We start from the raw sequence: 24,720 nt of genomic DNA on the forward strand, positions 1-24,720 counted from the left end.
CGTGAGCAGGTTCCAGGTCGTCAGCGGCAAGGGTGGTACCGGTAAGACCACGGTCGCCGCCGCCCTCGCGCTCGCCCTCGCGACCGAGGGCAGGCGCACCCTCCTCGTCGAGGTCGAGGGCAGGCAGGGCATCGCCCAGCTCTTCGAGGCGGAGTCCCTTCCGTACGAGGAGCGCAAGATCGCCGTCGCGCCGGGCGGCGGCGAGGTGTACGCCCTCGCGATCGACGCGGAGCGCGCGCTCCTCGACTACCTCCAGATGTTCTACAAGCTCGGCAGCGCGGGCCGGGCGCTCAAGAAGCTCGGCGCGATCGACTTCGCCACCACCATCGCGCCGGGCGTACGGGACGTGCTGCTGACCGGCAAGGCCTGCGAAGCCGTACGCCGCAAGGACAAGCAGGGCCGGTACAGCTACGACTACGTGATCATGGATGCGCCGCCCACCGGCCGCATCACGCGCTTCCTCAACGTGAACGACGAGGTGGCGGGGCTGGCCCGGATCGGCCCGATACACAATCAGGCGCAGGCCGTGATGCGGGTGCTGAAGTCCCCCGAGACGGCGGTCCATCTGGTGACGCTGCTGGAGGAGATGCCGGTCCAGGAGACCGTGGACGGCATCGCGGAGCTGCAGGCGGCCGAACTGCCGGTGGGCAGGGTCATCGTGAACATGGTGCGACCGCATCTGCTGGACGAGGACGCGCTGCGCACCGCGTCGGGCAACCGTCGCAGGGAGATCGCGAAGGCGCTGACCAGGGCCGGTGTGACCGGCTCCGCGGCGCTCGTACGGCCCTTGGTCGAGCAGGCCGCCGAGCATGCCCAGCGGGTCGAGCTGGAGCGCGAGCAGCGCGCGGTCCTCGCCGGGCTGGACCTGCCGACCGGCGAACTCCCTCTGATCGGTGAAGGTGTGGACCTCCCCGGGCTGTACGACCTGGCGATCGAACTCCGCAAGCAGGGCGTGGGCGAAGAGGCGGGACAAGGGGTGGGTACATGACAGCGCGTACGAGGACGGGCGCGGCCACGGGTACGGGCGCGGCCCCGGAGACCGCGCAGGACCCCGGCGAGGAAGCCCTCTTGGACACCGCCCCGGCCCTGGACGCCGACGCGCTGCTCGCCGACCCGGACATCCGGATCATCGTCTGCTGCGGTTCGGGCGGCGTCGGCAAGACCACGACCGCCGCGGCGCTGGGCGTACGGGCGGCCGAGCGCGGCCGGAAGGTCGTCGTCCTCACCATCGACCCGGCCCGCAGGCTCGCCCAGTCCATGGGCATCGACTCGCTGGACAACATCCCTCGCCGGGTGCCGGGCATCGACGGCGAAGGTGCCGGGGAACTGCACGCCATGATGCTCGACATGAAGCGGACCTTCGACGAGATCGTCGAGGCGCACGCGGACGGCGAGCGGGCCCGCGCGATCCTGGAGAACCCCTTCTACCAGTCCCTGTCGGCCGGTTTCGCGGGCACGCAGGAGTACATGGCGATGGAGAAGCTCGGGCAGCTGCGGGCGCGCAACGAGTGGGACCTGATCATCGTCGACACCCCGCCGTCGCGTTCCGCGCTGGATTTCCTGGATGCGCCCAAGCGGCTGGGATCGTTCCTGGACGGGAAGTTCATCAAGCTGCTGATGGCACCGGCGAAAATGGGCGGCCGGGCCGGGATGAAGTTCCTCAACGTCGGCATGTCGATGATGACCGGGACCCTCGGCAAACTCCTCGGCGGTCAGTTCCTGCGTGACGTACAGACGTTTGTCGCGGCGATGGACACCATGTTCGGCGGCTTCCGGACCCGGGCCGACGCCACGTACAAACTGCTGCAGGCCCCCGGTACGGCGTTCCTCGTCGTCGCGACACCGGAGCGCGACGCGCTGCGCGAGGCCGCGTACTTCGTGGAACGGCTGGCCGCGGAGGACATGCCACTGGCGGGTCTGGTCCTCAACCGGGTACACGGCAGCGGCGCCGCCCGGCTCTCCGCCGAGCGCGCCTTGGCGGCCGCAGAAAATCTTGACGACATCGGCATTGTGGATCAGGCGGCCGGGAAGGCTGGACTTCGTGACCCGGCCGGCTCTGCAGTCGCCTCTCCCGAAGCCCCCGAGGCCGCCGAGCCGCCGCCCTCCCTCGCCCGTTCCGAACACACCGAAGACCCTGAGACCGACAGCGATACACACCTGGCCGAACGCGAGGCTCGCAAAACCGGGCCCGCGGCTCACCGAACGGAACCAGAGGCCCTCGGAATCGAACCCTCATCCGAAGCTGTCTCCGTAGAACAGCTGACCGCAGGTCTGTTGCGACTGCATGCCGAACGCATGCAGGTCGTCGCGCACGAACAGCACACCCGCGCCCGCTTCACCGCGCTGCACCCCGAGGTGGCCGTGACCGAAGTCGCCGCACTGCCGGGTGATGTGCACGACCTGGCAGGGCTTCGGGCCGTCGGGGACCGGCTCGCGACCGGTTCCGCGCCGGCCGGAGCTGCCTGACCACCTGAAAGGCCGAGCGGCCTGCGAGGCCTATCCCACAGCGGCGTACGTCTCGTGCAGCTCGTCGTCATCCAGACCGATCGCCACCGGCAGGATGCCCGTGGACCGCTCGTACTCACTGCGAGCGGTCTCCAGCAGTCGGCGCCAGGACGTGACGGTGGGCCGCCTGCGCAGCAGTGCGCGCCGCTCCCGCTCGGTCATTCCGCCCCACACGCCGAACTCGACGCGATTGTCCAGCGCATCGGCCAGGCACTCGGTCCGCACCGGGCATCCGGTGCACACCGCCTTGGCCCTGTTCTGCGCTGCCCCTTGTACGAACAGTTCATCCGGATCGGTAGTGCGGCAGGCTGCCTGCGCACTCCAGTCGGTTACCCAGCCCATCACGGCGCCGTCCTCTCCCGAATCGAGGCTCCCCCACGGCGGTAGCGGCATATTCACCGCTGCCAGTTGAGGACGTTACGGAAGGCAGCGACAGCACAACACCCCCTTCGGGCCCAATCTTGAATGGCCCGAACGGACTATGCGTACGCGGCAGATCACCCAGGGGAGTGAGGTGGCGACATCCGTGACTATCCCGACCAAATCGGGACAGTTCGCCTGGGTCACAACGGATGTTCGATGACACACGAGGCGATTTCGGGAGCACCTCGGGTCACGGCCGGGTCAAGGCCGGGTTGTGCATGGGGGTTGATACAGAACCGGACTGCTGTGACAGTTGTGAGCAGCTTAGGCCAACGCATATACGCCTGTCCGGCGAATGAGAACGTAGGCTGCCCCCATGCCAAAGAACCGCTCGGGCGGTGGTCTCACCGCGACCCAGCAGGCCGCCAAGTTCCTCGGTGTCGCCGCGCTCTCCGGAGTCGTGCTCGCAGGCCTCGCGCTGCCGGCCGCCGGAGTTCTGGGACTCGCCGCCAAGGGGACGGTCGAGGGATTCGACGAAATCCCGGCCAATCTCAAGACTCCGCCGCTGAGCCAGCGCACCACGATCCTGGACAGTCAGGGCGGCGCGATCGCCACGGTCTACTCGCGCGACCGCACCGTCGTCCCGCTGAAGGACATCTCCCCGTCCATGCAGAAGGCGATCGTCGCGATCGAGGACGCGCGCTTCTACGAGCACGGGGCGGTCGACCTCAAGGGCATCCTTCGCGCGATGAATCGCAACGTGCAGGCCGGTGGGACCGCGCAGGGCGCGTCGACCCTCACCCAGCAGTACGTGAAGAACGTCTTCGTCGAGGAGGCGGGCGACGACCCGACCAAGGTCGCGCAGGCCACCCAGCAGACGGTGGGCCGCAAGGTCCAGGAGTTGAAGTACGCGATCCAGATCGAGGAGGAGCTCGGCAAGAAGAAGATCCTGGAGAACTACCTCAACATCACCTTCTTCGGTCAGCAGGCGTACGGCATCGAGGCCGCCTCGCACCGCTACTTCTCCAAGTCGGCGAAGGACCTGAATCTGGAGGAGTCCGCGCTGCTGGCCGGCCTCGTCCAGTCGCCGAGCCGCTATGACCCGGTCAACGACGCGGAGGAGGCGACCAAGCGTCGCAACACCGTGCTCCAGCGGATGGCGGACGTCGGGGACATCTCGCAGGCCATGGCGGACAAGGCGCAGGCGACGCCGATCAAGCTGAAGGTCAGCAAGCCGAAGAACGGCTGCATCACCGCCGTCAAGGGCGCCGGTCTCTTCTGTGACTACGTACGCCAGGTCTTCCTCACCGACCCGGCCTTCGGCAAGACCAAGGAGGACCGGGCCAAGATCTGGAACCAGGGCGGTCTCACGATCCGCACCACGCTCGACCCGCAGTCGCAGCAGGGGGTGCAGGACTCGATCAAGAGTCACGTCTACAAGACGGACAAGGTCGCCACTGCCGTGACCCTGGTCCAGCCGGGCACCGGCAAGATCATGGGCATGGGCCAGTCGAAGCCGTACGGACTCGGGCCGAACGAGACTCAGTACAACTACTCGGTCAACAAGGCCATGGGCGGTTCGAACTACGGCTTCCCCACCGGGTCGACGTTCAAGCCGTTCCTTGCCGCGGCAGCCATAGAGGGCGGCAAGCCGGCGACGCAGATGTACTCGGCCCCGTACGAGATGGACTACCCGGACACGGTCCAGACCTGCGGGAAGCCGTGGGTCAACAACGCGGTGCCGAAGTATCACCTGGAGAACGAGAGCGAGAGCGAAGAGGGCCCGTACGCGCTGAAGGACGCCATGGCGAAGTCGGTCAACACCTACTTCGTGCAGATGCTCCAGGACATCGGCATGTGCCCGGTCTCGAACATGACCGACAAGCTGGGCGTGGTGCAGGGCGACGGCACCAAGCTGCCGCAGAACCCGTCCACGCTGACCCTCGGCTCCAACGGTCTCTCGCCGCTGACGATGGCCAGCGCGTACGCGGCGTTCGCCAACCGCGGCACCTACTGCACGCCGATCGCCATCGAGTCGGTGAAGACGGCGAACGGCGACTCGCTCTCCGTACCGAAGACCACCTGCACGCAGGCGATGTCGCAGACGACGGCCGACACCATCAACACCCTGCTGCGCGGCGTGATCGACTCCGGTACGGGCCGTGAGGCCGGTCTCCAGAACCGTGACAACGCGGGCAAGACGGGTACGACCGACGCCCGCAAGAACGCCTGGTTCGTCGGCTACACGCCGAACATGTCGGGTGCCGTCTGGGTCGGCAGCCCGTCCCAGAAGGTCGAGATGGAGAACATCACCATCGGTGGCGTGTACCGGGACAAGGTGTACGGCGGTGAGGTCCCCGGACCGATCTGGCGTGACGCCATGACGAGCGCCCTCAGCGACCAGCCCGCCCCGTCCTTCGTCACCGTCGACATTCCGGACGCGCCGAAGGACGACGAGGACAGGGGCCGCGGCAGGGGCCACGACAGGGGCGGCCGCGGCGACGACGGCGGCGACAATCCCGGCGACAGCCCGTTCCCCGGCATCAGCTTCCCGCCGGACATGCGCGGCGGGAACAACGGGGCCAAGCCCGGCCAGAACAATGGCGGCACGACCGGTCCCTGACCGGCCCCGTCACACACAGCCGCCACAGAAAAGTGGGGTGGACCGGAACATCCGGTCCACCCCACCTTCGCGTAGGTACGGAACTACCGCCTCAGCCCGCGAGGAGCTTCTTCACCGCGGCCGCCACCCGGCCGCCGTCCGCGCGCCCCGCGACCTTCGGGTTCACGATCTTCATGACGGCGCCCATGGCCCGCGGCCCCTCGGCGCCGGCGCCCTTCGCCTCGTCGACGGCCGCCGCCACGATCGCGCCCAGCTCGTCGTCGCTCAGCTGCTTCGGCAGGTAGGCGTCGAGCAGCTCGCCCTCCGCCCGCTCGCGCTCGGCCTGCTCGCTCCGGCCGCCCTGCGCGAAGGCCTCGGCCGCCTCGCGGCGCTTCTTCGCCTCCTTGGCGATCACCTTCTGCACCTCGTCGTCGGAGAGCTCACGGGCCGTCTTGCCGCTGACCTCCTCCTTGGTGATCGCGGTGAGAGTCAGCCGGAGCGTGGACGAGGTCAGCTCGTCGCGCGCCTTCATGGCCGTCGTGAGGTCTTCCTTGAGCTTGGACTTGAGCGTGGTCATGAGCTGATTGTGGCAGGTGCGGGGTGCGGACCGCCCGCCGGTTTTCCGCGGGGCGCACGGTGTCTGCAACGATGGGCGCATGCGCGCACGCTACGGAGTACCCCTGAAAGTCACGGCAGTCGGCGCTGCGGTCGGCGCCGCCGGTCTCGCCTACGCGGCAGGATTCGAGGCCCGCTCGTTCCGGCTCCGACGGGTCACGATCCCGGTACTCCCGCACGGGGCACGCCCGTTGCGCGTGCTGCAGGTCTCCGACATCCACATGGTGAGCGGCCAGCGCAAGAAGCGCGGCTGGCTGCAGTCGCTGGCCGGGCTGCGCCCGGACTTCGTCGTGAACACCGGCGACAACCTCTCCGACCCCCAGGCCGTGCCGGAGCTGCTGGACGCTCTCGGCCCGCTGATGGACGTCCCCGGTGTGTACGTCTTCGGCTCCAACGACTACTACGGCCCCAAGCTCCGCAACCCGGCGCGCTACCTCCTCGAGAAGGCCCGGGGCAAGCACGGTCTCAACGGGAACGCCCCGGCGGTCGGCGTCGTCCACAACCCGTGGGAGCCGATGCGCGACGCGTTCGACGAGGCGGGCTGGCTGAACCTGAGCAACACCCGCGGCCGTCTCAAGGTCGACGGCCTGGAGATCGCCTTCACCGGTCTCGACGACCCGCACATCAAGCGGGACAGGTACGCGGAGGTCGCGGGCGGGACGGAAACGGGCGCCGACCTCTCGATCGGCGTGGTGCACGCCCCGTACCTGCGCTCCCTCGACGCCTTCACGGCCGACGGCTACCCCCTGATCCTCGCGGGCCACACGCACGGCGGCCAGCTCTGCATCCCCTTCTACGGCGCCCTGGTCACCAACTGCGACCTGGACACCGACCGGGTCAAGGGCCTCTCCAGCCACACGGTCGGCGACCGGCGCGCCTACCTCCACGTCTCGGCAGGCTGTGGCACCAACCGCTACACCCCGGTCCGCTTCGCCTGCCCGCCCGAGGCGACCCTGCTGACGCTGACCCCCCGCGGCTGATCCCTCTGCACCGCCTGCCCGGGCCCCGCGGGCGCCGGGACAGAAACCGGATTTCACCTCCGGCCGCGGGTGGGCTAAAGTAATCGATGTCGCCAGGACAACGGCGGCGATCGGGGTGTAGCGCAGCTTGGCAGCGCGCTTCGTTCGGGACGAAGAGGTCGTGGGTTCAAATCCCGCCACCCCGACAGCTGAGACATCAGGGCCACCTGCTCTTGCGAGTAGGTGGCCCTGATGCGTTGTGCGAGGCCGTCCTGGGAGAAGATCTTGGGATTTCTCTCCCAGGCGGCGCCCGACGCCGCGTTTTCAGACGTTCCTGCAGAAGATCGTTGAGCACATGCACCGGGGACGTGGGGCACATCGCGAGCCGGGCATCGAGCGCTCCCTCCCACTCCGCAGTGAGTCCCATCGAGTCAGCCCCTTCGCCATCGGTATCCAGCACCCATCCGCCCGACCTGCGGCGCCTCTCCCCCGCGTCGGACCGCCTGGCCGGGCTCGCGCCCAGCAGCGGCACAGGTCGTGCCTCCTGCGGTGCCTTCCTCGGGTACCCGTACGAAGCGGCCGGCGTGAACAGCCACGTGACGAACCCCGTTCCTCCGACAGAACCTCGCCGGAGATCCGCACCGAATTCCCGGCTCAGCACCGAGTCAGTAGCCGAGTGCGGGGAACCAGTCGCCCCGGCCTCGGGGTGTGAGGTCGAGGATGTGCCACACCGGACTGAGCAGGTCGATGCCCCGCTGGTCGATGCCGTCGTCCATCCGGGGGTGCGCAGAGTAGAAGTGGCGCACCGACCCGTCGTCGTCGCGGGTGAACACCGACACCGTCGAGTCCTGGTTGCCGTCGGCGTCCTCGCTGCCGAGGTCGTATTTGAAGGTGCTGGACCCGGCGCTGAGCAGGCGCAGGTTCGGCCACTGCCGGATCCGGGCGTGCGCACGGAGCACGGGCAGGTCGGCCGCGGCGACGACGGCGAGGTCGACGTTCCGCACGACGTGGTGGGCGATGCCGTTGAACCCGTCGATCCACATCGTGCACATGGGGCACGGATCGGTCTGCTGCTTGCCGTACATGAAGTGGTAGACGACCAGGTCACGCCCTGGCCCGGTGAACAGTTCACTCAGTCGCACGGTCTTCACCGGCGCGTCACCGGCCTGAAGGTCGGCAGGGCCCTCCTCGAACACGTAGTCGTCGACGACAGGGCCCGGCGGCAGCCGCCGGCGCAGGTCGGCGACGCGTTCGCGGTGACGCATCAGCTCGACCTCGGCCTGGCGCAGCTCCTCGCGGGCGCTGACGTAATCGGCCGGCTCCCCGGTGAGATTGGTCTGACGCATCGCTACCACCTCCCGGACGACGACCGGCGTAGCCGCTGTCTGGTGGGCACCATCCGCTCCCGTCCTCATTGTCTGCTGACGCACGAGAGCCCGCCAGGCGGCGCCCGCGCACCGAGCTGGGCCCACGGACCGCCCCGGGCGGTGGCACAGCGGACGCACGGGCATCACCCGGCACGGGTGCGGGAGGTCGCCGAAAAGGTGCTGCGTCCCGGTGGCGACGGCCCCGCCCGAGCCGGGCGGCCACCGTTCCTACTGTTCCTTCTCCAGCCCCGACCTCAGCTGGACGAACGCGAGTTCGGCCGCCCGCACGGCCCCCTCGTACACCTGGTCCGCGCTCGCCCCGGCATCGATGCGCCGCCAGTTCTCCATCGCCAGGATCCGCTGCACCGCGATGATCTGGCCGGCCGCCAGCTGCTCCCGCACCCCGTCCCCCAGCGCGCGGGCGAGCGCAGCCTCCGAGCGGCTCTGGTATCCGTACAGGCGGGCCACCAGGGACGGTGTCCCGTACAGCATCCGGTGGAACGCCAGCACCTGCGGATGATCGCAGAGCCCGGTCACCGGGTCGCGGCGCTCCAGGCCGTCCAGGAAATGGCGGCGCAGGGCGTCGAGCGGGGATTCGTCGTCCGCGCGGGCCGCGACGATCCGGGCGGCCTCGTCCTCGTGGTCGGCGAACCGGTGCAGCGCCAGGTCCTCCTTGGACGGGAAGTACCGGAACAGCGTCGGCTTGGAGATGTCGGCGGCGGCCGCCACCTCCGCCACGGAGACCTTGTCGAAGCCCCGCTCCAGGAACATCGCGATCGCGGCATCGGAGACCGCCTCGTACGTCAGCTGCTTCTTCCGCTCACGCAGGCTGATCGGCTGCCGCGTCACCGTCCCGGGGCCGGTCGTCTCTCCGCTCATGACCATGAAGGGTACGCCCTTGACCTCAACCGGACTTGACGTCCGAGGGTGGCCGCAAGGGTGCCGGACGGGTCGGCCGCCCACTGACGGAGGGGTGTGATCCGCATGCGTGTGGCGCTGGTCAGGGAGCTGGGTGGTCCGGAGGTACTGGTTCCGGCCGAGCTGCCCGATCCGGTCGCGGGCCCCGGCGAGGTGGTGATCGACGTGAGTCACGTTGACACGCTCTTCGTGGAGACCCAGATCCGGTCGGGTGCGTTCAGTGCCTACTTCCCGGTCCAGCCCCCGTACGTACCGGGCGGCGGGGTCGCCGGAACGGTGCATACGGCCGGCGAGGGCGTCGACGCGGGATGGACCGGCCGCCGGGTCATCGCCTCCGTCGGCTTCACCGGCGGCTACGCCGAGCGGGCGGTGACCTCCGCCGACCGCCTGGTACCGGTACCGGACGGACTCGGGCTGCGCGAGGCCGCCGCGCTCGCCCACGACGGGGTGACGGCCGCCGCGCTGATGGAGGCGACCGCCCCCGGTCCCGGCGAACGCGTACTGCTCCTCGGCGCCTCCGGTGGCATGGGCACCCTCCTCGTCCAGTTGATGCACGCGGCCGGCGCACATGTCGTCGCCGTGGCACGCGGCGAACGGAAGACGGCGCTGGTACGGGAGCTGGGCGCCGACGACGTGATCGACGGCTCGGACGCGGAGTGGGCGGAGCGGGCCCGCACGGCCCTGGCGGCGGCGGGCGGCCCGGCCGACGTGGTCCTGGACGGCGTGGGCGGCGCCATGGGCGCGGCCGCCTTCGCCCTGACCGCCGACGGCGGCCGCTTCTCCGCCCACGGGGCGCCGACGGGCGGCTTCGCCCCGATCGAACCGCAGGAGGCCGCGCGGCGCGGCATCACGCTGCGCGGCATCGGGGACGTACAGCTGACGGACGCGGAGTACGTACGCCTGGCGGGCCGCACACTCGCCGAGGCGGCGGCCGGGCGGCTGCGTCCGGTGATCGGCCACGTCTACCCACTGTCACAGGCGGCCGACGCGCACACGGCGATCGAGGAACGCGGACTGCTGGGCAAGGTGCTGCTGAGCGCGCAAAAGGAGGGGTGACGGGGCCCGGGGGCCGCCGTTGGCGCTCACCTCGTGCGGACGACCGGCACCCCTGCCTGTCAGGACGCGGACGGGGCGACCGTATCCGAGTGGGATGTGAACCAGGTGGCGTAGGCGGCCGCCACCTGACGGAGCGTGGGCACCGCCTGCAGGCCCAGCGGACGCCGGGCCGCCGCCAATGCCTGCTGCACCCGCCCGGCGACCTTCTGCAACTGATCCAGGTTGAGCTCCGGAGGTCGCCGGCTCAGCGCCAGCGCGGCCCGGATCACATCGGTGTACACCGACTGGGCTCGCTTGTAGTCGCGCAGGACGTCCAGATCCACTTCCCACCCCTTGACGCACTCCGGCCGCCGGCTCTCGACGGCCCGCCGCCAGAGTCCGGTGACCCGCTCCGCCTCCTTGCGCGAGTAGCGCATCAGATGGAGGTGGGTTGCCAGGTCGTACAGAGGATCGCCGATCATCGCGAGTTCCCAGTCGACGGCCCAGAGGTCACCCTGCTCGTCGACGATGAGATTGAGCCCGTGCAGATCACCGTGCAGGAGCGTGAAGGTACGTCCGGTGAGGGTCTCGGCGGACTTCTTGAGCCCGTCCAACGCCCCTTCCCGCACGCCGAGCTCCGCCAGAAGTCCGTGATACGCGACACCGTGCTCCTGGTACACGCGTTGCTCGGTGAAGTTGATGAGCCGGGTCAGGAATCCGTGGGAGTCGCCGTCGACGGGACGGTCCGCATCGTCACAGATCCTGCGCGCTGCGACATCGTCGATGCCGAGGGAGGCCAGCTCGCCGAAGAGTTCGCCGAGCTGAGTCCGGTGCTTCGGTGACAGGGTCTCGCTCGCCACGCCGACCCCGAGAGTCCTCCCCTCGATGAACCGTTGCAGCAGTACGCCGTAGTCGAGCACCTCCGGGATCCGTGTCACTCGTCCCTGCAGGTCCCGGAGCAGTTCCTCCTCCAGGGCGAAACATCTCCGGTCGAACCAGAGCAGCCCCTCGCGCGGCTCCCGGTACTTGGCGCGACCCCCTCCGGGCAGCGGGACGGCGTAGGCCTCGTGATGGTGCCCCTTGAGGGGGCCTTCGATCGCCGGGTGGTCGAGAGGCAGCCCGAACATGTCCGCCGCTCGGCGCTTGACCCCGGATTCCAGCGGAACTTCCATGTCTCGGCGCCTTTGGACTGGAGCTCGTGAAGGTGACTACTGGTGCCATCGCCTTTCCGGGGCGCGTATTACAGAGACTCCGTGAGTTTCACTCCACCAGATGGCGCGCTGCCCGAACACCCTCACCGCCGTTGCCCCCGAACGTCCTTCACTGCCTCGACCAGGAGCTCCAGGCGCCCGACGGTGACCCCGTCCTCGGCACCCAGTGCCTCCCACTTCCTGTGGTTCTTCGCATATCCGATGAAGGGGATGCCCAGCCTCCGGGCGGCCTCGCGGTCGGCCCAGGAATCCCCGATCATGAGTGCGTCGGCCGCCGCCGATCCGGTCGACTCCAGGGCCCGGCCCAGGCAGTGCGGATCCGGTTTGAGGAGCGCGGGGTCGGACATCCGGCCGTGCACATGCGGTCTGAAGCAGTCGGCCGTGCCGCGGCTCTCGAGATAGTGATGCACCGCGGTTGCGGAGTTGTTGGTCGTCACGGCCAAGACGAATCCACCGTCGCGGAGGGTACGTATCAGCAAGTCGGCGCCGGGAGTGGCCTCGGCGCTCCTGGTGGCCTCGACCTCCTCGGCCGTGAGCCGCCGCTCCAGATGCCCGACCAGTTCGGGGTTCGCGTAGAGGCCGGCGACCGTCCGCAGCACGGCCAGCGGGTCCCTTTCTCCGACCGCCTCGGACACGTGGGCCGGATCGCCCCCGCGCAGGCCCAGTTCACCCGCCAGCGCCTGGGCGACCCGCTTCGCGGTGTGGCCGGAGAACAGATCGCAGACAGGCCCGTCGAAGTCGAAGAGCACGCACTTGGCCGACGCGAAAAGGGCCGACAACGCCCTCGGGTGCGGGTTGGTCACAGCACTCCGTCCGTCGGGCAGCAGGCAAGTGGCGGGGCTCGCACTCTCCATACTGCCCGCAGTCCCCGGGAACATCAGAGGAGTCCGGCCATCAATCAGCATGGCCACGACGACAATTGGGGCACTCCGTGTCAGGTACCCAGAACCAGTTCGGTCGCAATCGTGTTCCACAGGCTCTCGAACCATGCCGCGGACTGCGTCACGAACAATTGATCGCGTACCCCGGCAGTGACTTCGAAGCGGAAGAGCGTCGAGTCACTGCCCAGCACATCGAACAGCTCGGTCGGTGAGCCCTCGATCAGCTCCTCACGCTTCTCCACCGTGTAGTACGCGAACAGTGCCTCCGTCCCGTTCAGCAGATACAGCTTCACCGGAGGAGTGAACGGCAGGGCCTTCATGGTCACTTCGACGTCCAGGTCGTGCGTGCTGCGCAGCGATTCAAGGTTGTGCCTGAGCACCTGCCCCTGCGAGTTGCGCAGCGCCAGCCAGCGCTGGTGCACGGCCCCGTCGTCCTGCAGAGGTTCGGCCCGTCTGGGAAAGGCGAGGTCGAGGTCGCGGGCCGGCAGCATCACCCGGACCTTCACCGAACCCGGGGAAAGCCTTCCCGCCCTGATCCGCTGCAGTGGCTCGGACAGGGCGAGGGTGAGGGACTCGGCCGTCAGGCAGAGTGCATCGATCCGTACGGCGTCGCCCTGGAACGCCCCCAGGATCCGGGGTCCGAGCCCCGCCGCCGTCTGCTGCGGGATTTCCACCGCGGCCGGGCTGGCGACCCGGGGCGGAGCCCCTCGGGTGACGCCCGTGAGCAGCCCGTCGCCCTGCAGACGCTGAAGCGCCAGCCGGACCACTCCGCGCTCGACCCCGAACTCCTCGGCCAGCACGGCCTGGGTGGGCAGCTGGTCGCCGGACTTCAGGTCTCCGGTACGGATGCGCGCCCGAAGCGCATCCGCTACGTCATCGGGCGAGGGCTTACGACTGCCGTTCATTGCTGTGCGCTCAGGAGTCACAACAGAACGCTACAACTTCCGGCCATCGAGCGGGAGTTGTTTACGAGATGGCACCAACTGGGAACAACTCACGTAGTTGGTCGTAACCTCCCCGAGTTCGACCCGGCACATCCCCCGCTCGCCCGTCCACCGTCGTACGGGTGCTGCTCGCGCATCGGCTGATTCCCCGGAGCCTCTCCGCTCCCCACCTCCCGAGGAGGGACCGCCATGCCCTGGATCACCCTTTTCCTGGAGCAACTGATCCAATGGAAACTCGGCTTCATGGGTGGCGTGAGCGCCTCCCTCGTGGCAGCCGGAGTCAAGTTGGGCAACACGAAGTGCCTGATCGCGGGCTGCGTGATTCTCGCGCTGCTCGCCGGGTCAAGCCGCTAGAAGCGGCGGGCAGGCCACCTGCCCGCCGTCTCAGAACACATCCGGGCACCACGCCCGCCGCGCCGCCCGGAACACCCCGTCCGCCACCGCGGCCGCGCCCGGTGTGCGCTCCTCGATGCGGCCCAGTGCCGTCAGCCGCAGCGCCGATTCGTCGCCGAGGTAGAGCGTGCCCAACTCCCGTATGTCCAGGGCCAGACCCGCGCTCTGTGTCGTCGGGATGCACGAGGCGCCCGTCGGGGAGGCGTCCAGGCGGAAGCGGCCGCCGGCGAGGCCTGCCGGGTCGTGGATGTCCAGGGTCAGGGTGGCCGGGACCGCGTAGGTGCGGGCCTCCAGGGCTCGTACGACGTCCAGGACACGCACCCACAACCAGTCCGCCTGCGTCACGATGCGGGCCGCCCGGGGGTCCGGGAGGAGAAGGGGGAGCAGGTCGTCGGGGGCGCGGTGGCCGGAGCGGACCGTGGTGATCCAGTCGATCGAGCAGACGAAGTGCCACAGCGCCCGTTCGGCCGCCGGGGTCTCGGCGATCAGGCCGAGGACGGTCGCCCGGTTCAGCGGCTGCTTCGCGTCGCCCCAGTTGTCGTCGGCGCGGTAGACGAGCAGGCCGTCCACCTCACCGTCCGCGGTGCGGTACACCGCGTGGAACGGTTCGGTCCAGGAGCCAGGTACGGGCACGTCCGCGCCGGTGCTCAGCTGCCACCACCGGTCGTTGCGGCTGACCACCCCGTGCTGCCGGGCCCGCAGCCGCTCGTGCAGGGCGGGGCCGATCTTGCGTACCTCCGCCACGTCCACCAGGTCGATACGGCCGCCGTCCGCCGTGGACGGGCCCGGCCGGTGAAGGTCCAGGCCGGCCCGGGGGACGTCGATCTCCCACTCGGTGGTCCAGGCGGCCGGGCCGAACCCGTACCGCCCGTAGATCGGGTACTCGGCGGCGATCAGCGTGGCCACCACGTCGCCGCGGTCCTTCGCCGCCGCCAGGTCCATGGCCATCATCCGGCCGAGCAGCCCACGGCGGCGGTGCGTGGGCGACACGGTGACGTTGGTGACCGCGTCGGACGGCACCGAGGCACCGCCGACGACCGTCAGCTCCTGTGCGAACGACCGGAACGACGCCACGCACCGGCCGTCGTCGAACACCCCCTGCACCCGGGACAGGTCGTTGTGCGGGAGGCGACTCGCCACCTCGGTGTCCGTCACCGTCGGCGGGCGCAGGAAACCGGTGTTCACGGCGCGCAGCCAGCCGGGGAATTCCGACGCGGTGACGGAACGGATCTCAAGGGTCATGCGCCCCACGCTAGGCACACGGCGCGGCGATTGTCGCCCGAATATGGGGGCAGGACGGTGCGCTCCCCGTGGGACAGCTGGACGGAACCGAGCGGTCCGATCAGAAAGCCGCCCTGATCGCGCCCACCTCCGCGCTGCCGCCCAGCAGGGGCGCCCGGCCGATCCGGTCCGCCACCGGTGCGTCGACACCGAGCAGTCCCAGCGCCCTGGCCAGCACCGGCCCGAGTGCCCGTCCCCCACCGTCGGCGATCTTGAACGCCAGCGCCCGGCCGTCCGGCAGCGCCACCGCCTGGACCGCCTCCGCGCCCATCTTGGACAGCGCGCCCGGCACTTCGCGCATCAGCCAGGTGTCGGGCCGCCGGGTGCCCGCGACGTACTCGGGGTGGGCGCGCATCGCGTCCGCCACCCGGCGCTCCGCGGTGCCCTCCTCGGCCAGCACGAACGAGCGGAACGCCCGCGCCAGACCCACCAGGCTGATCGCCATCAGCGGCGCCCCGCAGCCGTCCGTACCGACCGCCGCGACCGGTTCGCCCGCCGCCTCCTCGACCACCTGGTGGACGAGCTGCTGGAGCGGGTGCGCCGGGTCCAGGTAGCTCGCCCGGTCCCAGCCGTTGAGTGCGCACACCGCGAGCATGGCGGCGTGCTTGCCGGAGCAGTTCATGGTGAGCCGCTCCCTGACCTGGCCCGCGGCGAGATACGTCTCCGCCTCCGCCGGGTCCAGCGGCAGGTCGGCCGGAGTCTGCAGATCGTCGGGCGTCAGTCCGTGCTCGGCGAGCATCTTGCGTACGAGATCGAGATGGAACACCTCGCCCGAGTGGCTCGCGGCGGCCAGCGCCAGCCGCTCCCCGGAGAGGTCGAGCCCGGCCCGCAGCACGGCGGCGGCCTGCATGGGCTTGTTGGAGGAACGCGGGAAGACCGGCGCTGCCGGGTCTCCCAGGGCCAGCTCCACGCTGCCGTCGGCGGCCAGCACGACCAGCGAGCCGCGGTGGTGGCCCTCCACGAAGCCGGACCGTACGACCTCGGCCAGAACGGGGAGATCCGGAAGAGCCGGGCGGGCAGGAGACGCCGGGGATATGAGGGGTGTGGAGGTCATGGCGCGGCCTTCCGGGGCGGGGCGGGACCCGCCCCGGAAGGATCGCTTCAGGTGAGCAGGTCGTCTACTTGTGCTTCCCCATCACGGTACCTGCGGGCGATCTCGGCGCTGCAATCGTCAGCGGTCCGTTGCAGCTGGTGACGGCGGCGGGACACCTGCTGTTCGTAGCGGACGAGCCGCCCCATCGCGGCGTGCAGCTCCTCGTCCGTGCGGGCGTCGAGGTCCGAGAGCTCGACCTCGGCGAGCGTCTCGGCCGCAAGCCGGCGGAATTCGTCGCTCCGCGGTGTGGTGAGCGTGACATGCCGGGCGGAGGAGCGGTGCCGGGACGGGGTGTCGGTGAGGATCTCGGAGAGCCGGTCCACGACCGGCGCCTCGGGGTCACGGCGGCGGGCCAGTTCGGCCCGCAGGATGTCGACGCGGCCCTGCACCAGGCGGCGCACGTAGCTGAGGTCGGCCTCGTCGCGCTGCGCGTCGCGGCGCAGGGTGCGCAGCTCGGGGAGCCGCAGGGTGCCGAGGTCGGGCGGCGGCTGCCCCGGCAGTCCGTTGTCGAGGCCCGGGCCGGTCCGCTGCACGGGTGGGCGCATGGTGACGGCGCCGGTACTGGTGGTACTGGTGCTGGTACTGGTGGTGACCAGCGTGATCGGTACGGTACCGGGTGGCTGCCCGGCTCCATATGTACTCATGCTCAGTCCATCCCCTCGACCGGTGCGTCGGCACACCGCCTCCGTGCATGGTGCCACTCCGCACGGTGACTACGCAGGTGCTCTGTACCCGTTCAGCCCAAGATAGGTTGGTCTGTATGCGTGCAGTGATACAGCGGGTGGATGGCGCGAGCGTCACGGTGGCCGACGGCGCGGGCGACGGCAGCGGACCCGCGGTGGTGGGCGAGATCGTCGGCGAGGGATTGTGTGTGCTGGTCGGAGTCACCCACGGGGACACCGTGGAGAAGGCGGCTCAGCTCGCCCGCAAACTCTGGTCGGTCCGCATCCTCGAGGGCGAGAAGTCCTGCTCCGACGTGAATGCGCCACTTCTGGTGATTTCGCAGTTCACTCTCTACGGGGACGCCCGGAAGGGCCGCAGGCCCACCTGGAACGCAGCGGCACCCGGCGAGCTCGCCGAACCGCTGGTCGACGAGGTGGTGGCGCAGCTGCGGGCGCTGGGGGCGCATGTGGAGACGGGCCGGTTCGGAGCGGACATGCGGGTCTCGCTCACGAACCATGGCCCGTTCACCGTGCTCGTCGAGGTCTGAGCCGGACCCGCGGCTCGACGGCAGGGCCTACGGCTCGACGACCGTCTCCTGAGCCGCCGCCGTGTCGCCCGCGAGCAGTTCCGCGTCCACCGCCACGTTCCGCTTGACCAGGGCCAGCGCGATCGGGCCCAGCTCGTGGTGGCGGGCGGACGTGGTGATGAAGCCGAGCTGCCGGCCCTCCGCCCCGTCCGAGGCGAGCCGCACGGGCGTGCCGTGCCCGGGCAGCAGCACGTCGCTGCCGTCCAGGTGCAGGAAGACCAGCCGGCGCGGGGGCTTCCCCAGGTTCTGCACCCGGGCGACGGTCTCCTGACCGCGGTAGCAGCCCTTCTGGAGGTGGACGGCGGTGCCGATCCAGCCCAGCTCGTGCGGGATGGTGCGGTGGTCGGTCTCGAAGCCGAGCCGCGGACGGTGGGCCTCGACGCGCAGCGCCTCGTACGCCAGAACGCCGGCCACCGGGCCGTGCTCGGCGGCGAACTTCTCCAGACCGGCGCGGGGCAGGAACAGGTCCCGGCCGTGCGGCGCCTCCAGTACGGTGACGCCCTCCGGCACCTCCTCGATGGAGCCGGCCGGCAGGTGCACGACGGCGAAGTCCTCGGTCCGGTCGGCGACTTCGACCCGGTAGAAGAACTTCATCGACTCCAGATAGGCGATCAGTTCGCCCTGGGTGCCCGGCTCGACGTGCGCCCACACCGTCTCGCCGTCGTCGACGAGACAGAGGGCGTGCTCGATGTGCCCGTGCGCGGAGAGGATCAGCGCCTCGGTGGCCTGTCCGGGGGCGAGTTCACTGACGTGCTGGGTGAGCAGCAGGTGCAGCCAGGCCAGCCGGTCGCTTCCGGTGACGGTGATGACGCCGCGGTGCGAGAGGTCGACGAGGCCGGTGCCGTCGGCGAGGGCGCGCTGCTCGCGGAACAGGTCGCCGTAGTGCGCGGCGACGCCTTCGTCGCGGCCTTCGGCGGGGACGGCGCCGGGCAGGGACAGCAGAGGGCTCTTCATGCGACCAGCGTACGACTCGATTTACTGCTCGGAACCGGGAGTCCGCCCCGGCCCGGCCGCGGCGGCCTTCGCCGTGCACTCGGCGCAGCGGCCGAAGATCGCGAAGTGCTTCATGTCGGTCTCGAACCCGAACGTGTCCCGCAGCTTCGTGGTGAACTCGTCGACGACGCCGACATCGGCCTCGATGACGTTCGTGCAGTCCCGGCAGACCAGATGGATGTGGTGGTGACGGTCGGCCAGGTGGTACGTCGGCGCCCCGTGCCCCAGATGGGCGTGGCTGACCAGCTCCAGCTCCTCCAGGAGCTCCAGGGTCCGGTAGACGGTGGAGATGTTCACGCCGGACGCCGTCCTGCGGACCTCGCACAGGATGTCGTCCGGCGTCGCGTGTTCCAGCTTCTCGACCGCTTCGAGGACAAGCTGCCGCTGCGGCGTCAGCCGGTAGCCGCGCTGCCGAAGGTCGCTCTTCCAGTCGGTGCTCACCACAGGCCCAGTGTAGGACCGGACCAACACCCGCCCGGGGGTCGCGCGTCTATTTGAAGAACGCGATGCCGTCGTCCGGCAGGTCTCCGAGGCTCTTCGCCATCGCCTCGACCTCTTCGGGGGTGACGACCTTCTTCAGATGCGCCGACATGTAGGGGCGCAGCTCCACCTCGGGGGTGGCCTTCTCGCCGACCCACATCAGGTCGCTGTTCACATAGCCGTAGAGCCGCTTGCCGCCGTTGTACGGGCCGGAGGCCGCCGTCCGGGCCACCGCGTCGGTGACCAGGTCGATCTGCGGCTTCTGGTGGGCGAGCTCGCCGTACCAGATCTCGATGACGCCCTGGTCGCGGACCATGACGACCTCGACCTTGCGGTCCTTGTCGATGCGCCAGTAGCCGGACTCGGTCTCCAGCGGCTTGACCTTGTTGCCCTCGGCGTCGAGCACCCAGGAGTGCGAGACGTACTCGAGGAAGTCCCGGCCGTCGTGGCTGAAGGAGACTTCCTGACCGAAGTTGCACTTCTCGGCGCCGGGGAAATCGGACACGCCCGCGCCCGCCCAGTTGCCGAGCAGGAAGGCAAGGGGGACGAGGTCCGGGTGGAGGTCGGACGGGATCTCGATCATGAGCGGCTCAGACGATCTGTGAGGGGGTGATGAGCGGTGCGGACGCGGGTCAGCGCTGGCCCTGGTACAGCTTCTTCACGGTCAGGCCGGCGAAGGCGAGAACACCGACGCAGACCAGGACCAGCAGGGTGGAGAAGAATGCCTCAAGCACGGGAGCTCCTCGGACGAGCGGTAACGAGCGGTATGGCGGCAGTACAGGGCCGGGCCCCAGCCTAATGGGTGGGGGCCCGGCACGATGGTTCGGGGCGTGCCCGGGGGAGTGGATCCCCCGGGCGTGCGGGTCAGCCCAGCAGCTGGTCCTGCAGGATCAGCGTCTGGTGGAACGGGACGTGCTCCGTACCTGCCGTGCCCTTGCGGGACTGGATGACCAGGGCGAGCGTGTCGCCGGAGAGCGCATACGCGTGGCGGACCTGCTCGGAGCCGTACGGCTTGTCCTCGGCATACACATAGGTCGTGGTGTTTTCCACCCGCCCGCCGCCCTGCCAGGTCTCGTCGATGTCCGTCAGGGGCGACCCGACGAGCAGAGCACCGGTGGTGGTGTTCTCGGAGATCACGTCCCGGAACGCCTCGGCGAACGCCGTCGAATTGAACTGGAGCAGATAGATCCGGGACGACGTGCCGTCCGGCATGGTCCAGCCGCGCGCCGCGATGTGACGCAGCGCGGAGTCCTTCAGCACCTGGTCCAGCTCGGCGCGCCTGCCCTTCTCGTAGACGGAGAGGTACTGCGCCGTACTCACCCACCCACCGGTGAGTTTCTTGTCCGGCGTTGCTCCGGCCGGGGCCGGCAGAAGCAGCTTCCGCAGGTCGGCGTGGTGGATCTCGGCGATGTTGCCGTCGTTGAACGGGCGGGGCGAGCCGGCCGGGAGCGCGGGCAGGCTCAGCTCGGGATAGTCCCAGCGCCCGTCGTCCTCGGTGGCCAGACCCGGTACATCGGTGCGCTCCATCGAGGTGATCCCCAGCGCCGTACCGGTGCCCAGGCCCCCGAGCACCAGCACGGCGGCGGTCCAGCGGGCAACGGCCCGAAGGACCCGGCGGGGCCGCTTCGGGGCCGGGACATCCTCCGGGGCGGGGACGGACTCCGGAGCCGGAACAGGCTGCTCCGCGGGCGGTGCGGGCTCCGCCTGCGCCGCCGGGGGCTCCTGCGCCGGAACCGCCGGCTCCACGGCCGGGGCCGTCGCGGCGGTCGGTTCCGCCGTCTTCTCGGTCATACGTACTCCCCCGGGGACTCGATGTGGTCGAGCTGGTCCTTCACCAGATCGGCGATGTCGGGCGCGCTGAACGGCTTGGTGCCGGACGCGTCGACGGTGACGAACAGCTCCCCGTCGTACGCGAGGCAGGACAGGCCGTCCAGCTTCACCTTGCTCGTCGTGGACGCCCGGAAGCACGTGGCCTTCTTGTGGCCGTCGACCTTCGGCCCCTTGCGGAAGCCGCCGTAGGTGTCCATCAGCTCCGTCTGGAAGGCGTACATGTCGTGGACGGCCTTCTTGTCCTTCATCTTCACGATATGGACGACCACCAGATCGCCGTAGCCCGAGATGTACGAACGCTGCGCGATGCCCTGGACATGGAGCCGGTCGATGCGCTTGTCCAGCTCACGGCGTTCCTTGCCCGCGATCCCCCGGCCGCTCTCCTTCATCTGGGCCGTGGCCTTCTTGCCGCTGACCTCGCTGTCGTTTCCGTACTCACCGACATCCGGGCCGAGACGGTAGCCGTCGGGAACCGGCAGCAGCAGCTTGCTGAGCTCGGTGTCCGCCCTCCCGCTGCCGACGTCCCCGGCGGGGTCCTTGGAGGGCGCCCCCGAGCCCCCGCCCCAGACCTCGGTGGTGACCGTGCGGTCGGCGTCGTCCACGGTGACCTTGGTGTAGGCGGCCGCGCCGCCGACGGCTCCGAGGACCAGGACCACGGGAAGCGCGGCCAGCACCGCACGTCGGGCCCGGCCCCGCCGGGCCGGCGTGGCTGTGAAGGCAGGCGGCTCCGACAGGACGGGCGGGGCTGCGGGGACGCTGTCAGGTGTCATGTCGTCGTTCACAGCCGCTCCAGCTGTCGCTCGGCCAGGGTCCGGATGTCCTTCTTGCTGATCGGCGCGGTGTCGAAGATGTGGATGTCGAACATGACGTCGCCGCGCTGAGCGATGGCCCGGGCCCGGTAGCTCGGCAGATAGCCCGCCTTGTAGCGGGGCTTGTACACGAAGTAGCGGCCGTTACCGCTGCCCTTGATCGCGGTGCCGCTGTTGCCCGCGCCCTCCTCGGCATCGGGCATGTAGTCCAGCTGGCCGTTCGCATGGTCCGAGGCTCCGAGCTGTGCGCTCGAGCGGAACTGCACGAGGCGGATGCTCACCCCGCGGTGCTGCCCCTGCTCCCAGTCGGCGGCTGCGATGCGGCGGACATCGCCGTCCGCGAGCCGCTCGAACATGTAGTCCTCGCTCTTGAACTCCATCGCGTACGCGTCGAGAGACATCCACCTCTCGGCCGGCAGGGACGCGCGGGGGCTGCGCGCCCCCGTGGGCCTGTCGACGAGCAGCCTGAGCAGATCGCCGTCCGTCTTCAGCTGCCGGTCCTGCGACACGGGCAGCGGGTCCGGGGCCTTGTCCGCGGGCAGCGCCTTCACCGGGTAACCGAGGCCCGGCTGCGACAGGGCGGGCAGCGGGGTCGGAGCGCGGTCGGCCTGTACGCCGTAACCGACGGCGGTGCCGCCGGAGATCCCGAGCACCGCGGCCGCGGCGATCAGCAGCGCCGTACGGCCCCGCGGCCGTCGCGCAGCCGTCGGTGTCGGCGCTTCGGAACCGGCCGTCGGCGCGGGCTCGGCCACCGGGACGTACACGGGCTCCGCCACCAAAGAGGGCGCGGGCTCCGCCGGCGGCGCGGGCGGCTCTACGGGCCGCACCGGCGCCTCGACCTGCACGGGCGGCTCGGCCGGCTCGTCAGGAATAGTGTCTTTCGGTTCCAAAAGGGGTCCCCCCACGAGCCCTGAGGCGCAGATTCCGTTACCTGCGCACACCACTGACCCACAGCAAGGGTCCGGGGTTGCGCGGCCGAGGATTACAGTTCTGCATATGCCGAAGAAGCTCGTGATCAAGGTGACCGCAGGTGCCGACTCCGCCGAGCGCTGCTCCCAGGCGTTCACGGTGGCGGCCGTCGCCGTCGCCAGCGGTGTGGAGGTCTCCCTCTGGCTGACCGGCGAGTCCGCCTGGTTCGCCCTGCCGGGCCGCGCCGCCGAGTTCGAACTCCCGCACTCCGCACCGCTGCCGGATCTGATCGAGTCGATTCAGGCGGGCGGCCTGATCACCCTCTGCACGCAGTGCGCCGCACGTCGCGACATCACCGAGAGCGACGTCCTGGAAGGCGTACGCATCGCGGGCGCCCAGGTCTTCGTCAGCGAGATCATGGCCGAGGACGTCCAGGCCCTCGTCTACTGAGGCAGCCGGTCACTCGGGCGGCCGTCTACTGACGGCGCTTCTTGCCGTCGAGTTCGTCCCACCACTCGTCCGACTTCGGGTCGCCGGACGGATCGTCCCACCAGCGGTCCTCCGGCCCCCGCCGGTTGGCGACCATCGCCGCGACCGGCGGGATGACCATGGCGACGACGCACATCCCTATGGCGACGGGCATCGACCAGAGCCGCACGACGGCCCAGGCGGACACGAACAGGACGATGCATCCGCCCATCAGCAGGAAATAGCGGCGACGGCGCCGGGCGTACATGCTTCAAGCGTAGGCCCCGGTCGGGCGCAGGTGAACGGCGCGAAGGGCCGTACCCCGGTTCAGAAGGCGTCCAACCCCCTGGGGTACGGCCCTCCGGCCGATCTGTGCCGCGGATCAGACCGCGATGGCCACCTCGGAGAGGCCACCGGTCTGCGCGACGACCGTGCGGTCGGCGCTGCCGCCGGGTACGAGCGCCCGCACCGTCCACGTGCCCTCGGCCGCGTAGAAGCGGAACTGCCCGGTCGCCGAGGTCGGGACCTCCGCGGTGAACTCGCCGGTCGAGTCCAGGAGGCGGACGTAGCCGGTGACGGGCTCGCCGTCGCGGGTCACGCTGCCCTGGATGGTGGTCTCACCGGGCTTGATGGTCGAAGCGTCGGGGCCGCCGGCCTTTGCTCCACACATGGCGTTCTGTCCTTCTGGTCGGGGGTCGTGCTGGTCCGGGTCGTGCGGAGTTACTTGTTGGCGCCGAGCTCGATCGGCACACCCACGAGGGAGCCGTACTCGGTCCACGAGCCGTCGTAGTTCTTGACGTTCTCGACACCGAGCAGCTGGTGCAGCACGAACCAGGTCAGCGCGGAACGCTCACCGATGCGGCAGTACGCGATGGTGTCCTTGGCCAGGTCGACCTGCTCGGCCTCGTAGAGCGCCTTGAGCTCTTCGTCCGACTTGAACGTGCCGTCGTCGTTGGCGTTCTTCGACCACGGGATGTTGCGGGCGCTCGGCACGTGGCCGGGGCGCTGCGACTGCTCCTGCGGCAGGTGCGCGGGGGCGAGCAGCTTGCCGCTGAACTCGTCGGGCGAACGCACGTCGACCAGGTTCTGGTTGCCGATCGCGGCCACGACGTCGTCGCGGTAGGCGCGGATCGACTCGTCCTGGGCCTTGGCCTTGTACTCGGTGGCCGGGCGGGACGGGATCTGGTCGCCGTCGACCAGGTCGCGGGAGTCCAGCTCCCACTTCTTGCGGCCGCCGTCGAGCAGACGCACGTCCTGGTGGCCGTACAGCTTGAAGTACCAGAACGCGTAGGACGCGAACCAGTTGTTGTTGCCGCCGTAGAGGACGACCGTGGTGTCGTTCCCGATGCCCTTCTCCGACAGGAGCTTCTCGAAGCCGGCCTGGTCGATGAAGTCGCGGCGGACCGGGTCCTGGAGGTCCTTGGTCCAGTCGATCCGGATCGCGTTCTTGATGTGGTTCTTCTCGTACGCCGAGGTGTCCTCGTCGACCTCGACAAGGGCGACCTGCGGGTCGTCGAGGTGGGCCTCGACCCAGTCGGCGTCTACGAGGACGTCACTGCGGCTCATTCTGTTCTCCTCCGGGGCAGTCTGCGGCGAGATGGTGCGTGATGCGGGATGTACGGGGCGCGGTTTCAGCGCGTACACAACATGCACGGGGCGGGCCCTGACAGCGGTCGAAGGGCCGGGAATGCGGGATGCGTCGATCCCCGCTCAGACGGTGCGACAGAGCATGGCGGCGATGCGGCACAGGTCTACTGCCCGCCGCTTCGTGAGATCCGCCTGTCGCTTCATGCGTCCGATCGTAGGGACGTGCGG

The 24,720-nt window shown here is 69.8% G+C and carries 27 protein-coding genes, 1 tRNA gene and 1 pseudogene; 9 read left to right on the forward strand and 20 right to left on the reverse strand.

Features of this window, described 5'->3' with window-relative positions; translation table 11 throughout:
* Nucleotide 1: 1 nt before the first annotated feature.
* Together LRD69_RS14290 and LRD69_RS14295 are read left to right on the forward strand one after the other, a co-directional pair.
* Nucleotides 2-988, forward strand: coding sequence for an ArsA-related P-loop ATPase (locus LRD69_RS14290; protein WP_277326956.1), 987 nt, complete (start codon nucleotides 2-4; stop codon nucleotides 986-988).
* Nucleotides 985-2,466 (forward strand): ArsA family ATPase, encoded by a 1,482-nt coding sequence (locus LRD69_RS14295; protein WP_277326957.1) that lies wholly within the window; start codon nucleotides 985-987, stop codon nucleotides 2,464-2,466. The genes LRD69_RS14290 and LRD69_RS14295 overlap by 4 nt, the downstream gene beginning before the upstream one ends.
* Nucleotides 2,467-2,496: 30 nt before the next feature.
* On the opposite strand, the gene LRD69_RS14300 is transcribed toward LRD69_RS14295, so the two are convergent.
* Complete coding sequence (locus tag LRD69_RS14300) at nucleotides 2,497-2,847, reverse strand: WhiB family transcriptional regulator (RefSeq protein ID WP_030925100.1); 351 nt, start codon at nucleotides 2,845-2,847, stop codon at nucleotides 2,497-2,499.
* A gap of 397 nt (nucleotides 2,848-3,244) precedes the next feature.
* Here LRD69_RS14300 and LRD69_RS14305 point away from each other — a divergent pair, with 397 nt between their 5' ends.
* Nucleotides 3,245-5,491, forward strand: a complete 2,247-nt coding sequence (locus LRD69_RS14305) for a transglycosylase domain-containing protein (RefSeq protein WP_277326958.1) — start codon at nucleotides 3,245-3,247, stop codon at nucleotides 5,489-5,491.
* A gap of 91 nt (nucleotides 5,492-5,582) precedes the next feature.
* Here LRD69_RS14305 and LRD69_RS14310 read toward each other — a convergent pair whose 3' ends face one another.
* Nucleotides 5,583-6,047, reverse strand: a complete 465-nt coding sequence (locus LRD69_RS14310; RefSeq protein WP_277326959.1) for a GatB/YqeY domain-containing protein — start codon at nucleotides 6,045-6,047, stop codon at nucleotides 5,583-5,585.
* A 79-nt stretch (nucleotides 6,048-6,126) separates the two neighbouring features.
* Here LRD69_RS14310 and LRD69_RS14315 point away from each other — a divergent pair, with 79 nt between their 5' ends.
* Both LRD69_RS14315 and LRD69_RS14320 read left to right on the forward strand, forming a co-directional pair.
* Nucleotides 6,127-7,065 carry a metallophosphoesterase gene (locus LRD69_RS14315; RefSeq protein WP_277326960.1) on the forward strand — a complete coding sequence of 313 codons (939 nt, stop codon included), beginning with the start codon at nucleotides 6,127-6,129 and terminating at the stop codon, nucleotides 7,063-7,065.
* Between the two features lie 111 nt (nucleotides 7,066-7,176).
* Nucleotides 7,177-7,250: transfer RNA gene (locus LRD69_RS14320), tRNA-Pro, on the forward strand.
* 11 nt (nucleotides 7,251-7,261) lie between these two features.
* Here LRD69_RS14320 and LRD69_RS14325 read toward each other — a convergent pair.
* The 3 genes and pseudogenes from LRD69_RS14325 to LRD69_RS14335 all read right to left on the reverse strand — a co-directional run.
* Nucleotides 7,262-7,651 (reverse strand): annotated as a pseudogene (locus LRD69_RS14325) (LacI family transcriptional regulator); the annotation flags it as partial.
* Between the two features lie 58 nt (nucleotides 7,652-7,709).
* Nucleotides 7,710-8,390, reverse strand: coding sequence for a DUF899 family protein (locus tag LRD69_RS14330; protein WP_277326961.1), 681 nt, complete (start codon nucleotides 8,388-8,390; stop codon nucleotides 7,710-7,712).
* A gap of 249 nt (nucleotides 8,391-8,639) precedes the next feature.
* On the reverse strand, nucleotides 8,640-9,296 hold the full coding sequence (locus LRD69_RS14335) for a TetR/AcrR family transcriptional regulator (RefSeq protein ID WP_277326962.1): 657 nt from the start codon (nucleotides 9,294-9,296) through the stop codon (nucleotides 8,640-8,642).
* A 99-nt stretch (nucleotides 9,297-9,395) separates the two neighbouring features.
* On the opposite strand from LRD69_RS14335, the gene LRD69_RS14340 reads away from it, so the two are divergent.
* On the forward strand, nucleotides 9,396-10,385 hold the full coding sequence (locus LRD69_RS14340; RefSeq protein WP_277329735.1) for a zinc-binding dehydrogenase: 990 nt from the start codon (nucleotides 9,396-9,398) through the stop codon (nucleotides 10,383-10,385).
* A 59-nt stretch (nucleotides 10,386-10,444) separates the two neighbouring features.
* Here the strand turns inward: LRD69_RS14340 and LRD69_RS14345 are convergent, their stop codons facing one another.
* The 3 genes from LRD69_RS14345 to LRD69_RS14355 form a co-directional block, all read right to left on the reverse strand.
* The gene (locus LRD69_RS14345) at nucleotides 10,445-11,536 is read right to left on the reverse strand and encodes a phosphotransferase (protein WP_277326963.1); all 1,092 of its coding nucleotides are present in this window, start codon (nucleotides 11,534-11,536) and stop codon (nucleotides 10,445-10,447) included.
* Between the two features lie 122 nt (nucleotides 11,537-11,658).
* Nucleotides 11,659-12,378 (reverse strand): HAD hydrolase-like protein, encoded by a 720-nt coding sequence (locus LRD69_RS14350; protein WP_277326964.1) that lies wholly within the window; start codon nucleotides 12,376-12,378, stop codon nucleotides 11,659-11,661.
* A gap of 131 nt (nucleotides 12,379-12,509) precedes the next feature.
* Nucleotides 12,510-13,382, reverse strand: a complete 873-nt coding sequence (locus tag LRD69_RS14355; RefSeq protein ID WP_346771908.1) for a GntR family transcriptional regulator — start codon at nucleotides 13,380-13,382, stop codon at nucleotides 12,510-12,512.
* A gap of 207 nt (nucleotides 13,383-13,589) precedes the next feature.
* Between LRD69_RS14355 and LRD69_RS14360 the strand changes: the two genes are divergently transcribed.
* Nucleotides 13,590-13,754: a hypothetical protein gene (locus LRD69_RS14360; RefSeq protein WP_277326965.1), complete on the forward strand. Its 165-nt coding sequence runs from the start codon at nucleotides 13,590-13,592 to the stop codon at nucleotides 13,752-13,754.
* A gap of 30 nt (nucleotides 13,755-13,784) precedes the next feature.
* Here the strand turns inward: LRD69_RS14360 and LRD69_RS14365 are convergent, their stop codons facing one another.
* The 3 genes from LRD69_RS14365 to LRD69_RS14375 all read right to left on the reverse strand — a co-directional run bounded on the left by LRD69_RS14365 (nucleotide 13,785) and on the right by LRD69_RS14375 (nucleotide 16,811).
* Nucleotides 13,785-15,035, reverse strand: a complete 1,251-nt coding sequence (locus LRD69_RS14365; protein ID WP_277326966.1) for a GNAT family N-acetyltransferase — start codon at nucleotides 15,033-15,035, stop codon at nucleotides 13,785-13,787.
* A gap of 100 nt (nucleotides 15,036-15,135) precedes the next feature.
* Nucleotides 15,136-16,128, reverse strand: coding sequence for an asparaginase (locus LRD69_RS14370; protein WP_277326967.1), 993 nt, complete (start codon nucleotides 16,126-16,128; stop codon nucleotides 15,136-15,138).
* A gap of 47 nt (nucleotides 16,129-16,175) precedes the next feature.
* Nucleotides 16,176-16,811: an ABC transporter substrate-binding protein gene (locus tag LRD69_RS14375; protein WP_277326968.1), complete on the reverse strand. Its 636-nt coding sequence runs from the start codon at nucleotides 16,809-16,811 to the stop codon at nucleotides 16,176-16,178.
* Between the two features lie 116 nt (nucleotides 16,812-16,927).
* On the opposite strand from LRD69_RS14375, the gene dtd reads away from it, so the two are divergent.
* Nucleotides 16,928-17,377: a D-aminoacyl-tRNA deacylase gene (dtd, locus tag LRD69_RS14380; protein WP_277326969.1), complete on the forward strand. Its 450-nt coding sequence runs from the start codon at nucleotides 16,928-16,930 to the stop codon at nucleotides 17,375-17,377.
* A gap of 27 nt (nucleotides 17,378-17,404) precedes the next feature.
* Here dtd and LRD69_RS14385 read toward each other — a convergent pair whose 3' ends face one another.
* The 6 genes from LRD69_RS14385 to LRD69_RS14410 all read right to left on the reverse strand — a co-directional run bounded on the left by LRD69_RS14385 (nucleotide 17,405) and on the right by LRD69_RS14410 (nucleotide 22,418).
* Nucleotides 17,405-18,370, reverse strand: coding sequence for a glycine cleavage T C-terminal barrel domain-containing protein (locus LRD69_RS14385; RefSeq protein WP_277326970.1), 966 nt, complete (start codon nucleotides 18,368-18,370; stop codon nucleotides 17,405-17,407).
* 21 nt (nucleotides 18,371-18,391) lie between these two features.
* Nucleotides 18,392-18,853 (reverse strand): transcriptional repressor, encoded by a 462-nt coding sequence (locus LRD69_RS14390; protein WP_277326971.1) that lies wholly within the window; start codon nucleotides 18,851-18,853, stop codon nucleotides 18,392-18,394.
* A 46-nt stretch (nucleotides 18,854-18,899) separates the two neighbouring features.
* A complete protein-coding gene (locus tag LRD69_RS14395; RefSeq protein WP_277326972.1) occupies nucleotides 18,900-19,472 on the reverse strand; it encodes an FABP family protein in 573 nt (190 codons plus the stop codon).
* Between the two features lie 281 nt (nucleotides 19,473-19,753).
* Nucleotides 19,754-20,680: a hypothetical protein gene (locus tag LRD69_RS14400; protein ID WP_277326973.1), complete on the reverse strand. Its 927-nt coding sequence runs from the start codon at nucleotides 20,678-20,680 to the stop codon at nucleotides 19,754-19,756.
* Nucleotides 20,677-21,501, reverse strand: coding sequence for a hypothetical protein (locus LRD69_RS14405; RefSeq protein WP_277326974.1), 825 nt, complete (start codon nucleotides 21,499-21,501; stop codon nucleotides 20,677-20,679). Before LRD69_RS14405 ends, LRD69_RS14400 begins: the two co-directional genes overlap by 4 nt.
* A complete protein-coding gene (locus LRD69_RS14410) occupies nucleotides 21,498-22,418 on the reverse strand; it encodes a hypothetical protein (RefSeq protein ID WP_277326975.1) in 921 nt (306 codons plus the stop codon). The genes LRD69_RS14405 and LRD69_RS14410 overlap by 4 nt, the downstream gene beginning before the upstream one ends.
* Before the next feature lie 106 nt (nucleotides 22,419-22,524).
* On the opposite strand from LRD69_RS14410, the gene LRD69_RS14415 reads away from it, so the two are divergent.
* On the forward strand, nucleotides 22,525-22,887 hold the full coding sequence (locus tag LRD69_RS14415) for a DsrE family protein (protein WP_277326976.1): 363 nt from the start codon (nucleotides 22,525-22,527) through the stop codon (nucleotides 22,885-22,887).
* Nucleotides 22,888-22,912: 25 nt separating this feature from the next.
* Here LRD69_RS14415 and LRD69_RS14420 read toward each other — a convergent pair whose 3' ends face one another.
* From LRD69_RS14420 to LRD69_RS14430, 3 genes are all read right to left on the reverse strand, one after another.
* Nucleotides 22,913-23,173 carry a DUF3099 domain-containing protein gene (locus LRD69_RS14420; RefSeq protein ID WP_277326977.1) on the reverse strand — a complete coding sequence of 87 codons (261 nt, stop codon included), beginning with the start codon at nucleotides 23,171-23,173 and terminating at the stop codon, nucleotides 22,913-22,915.
* Between the two features lie 114 nt (nucleotides 23,174-23,287).
* On the reverse strand, nucleotides 23,288-23,575 hold the full coding sequence (locus tag LRD69_RS14425; protein WP_030925040.1) for a DUF1416 domain-containing protein: 288 nt from the start codon (nucleotides 23,573-23,575) through the stop codon (nucleotides 23,288-23,290).
* Between the two features lie 50 nt (nucleotides 23,576-23,625).
* On the reverse strand, nucleotides 23,626-24,471 hold the full coding sequence (locus LRD69_RS14430; RefSeq protein ID WP_277326978.1) for a sulfurtransferase: 846 nt from the start codon (nucleotides 24,469-24,471) through the stop codon (nucleotides 23,626-23,628).
* Nucleotides 24,472-24,720: the final 249 nt, after the last annotated feature.

It is taken from the genome of Streptomyces sp. JH14 (assembly GCF_029428675.1).
Lineage (GTDB): Bacteria > Actinomycetota > Actinomycetes > Streptomycetales > Streptomycetaceae > Streptomyces.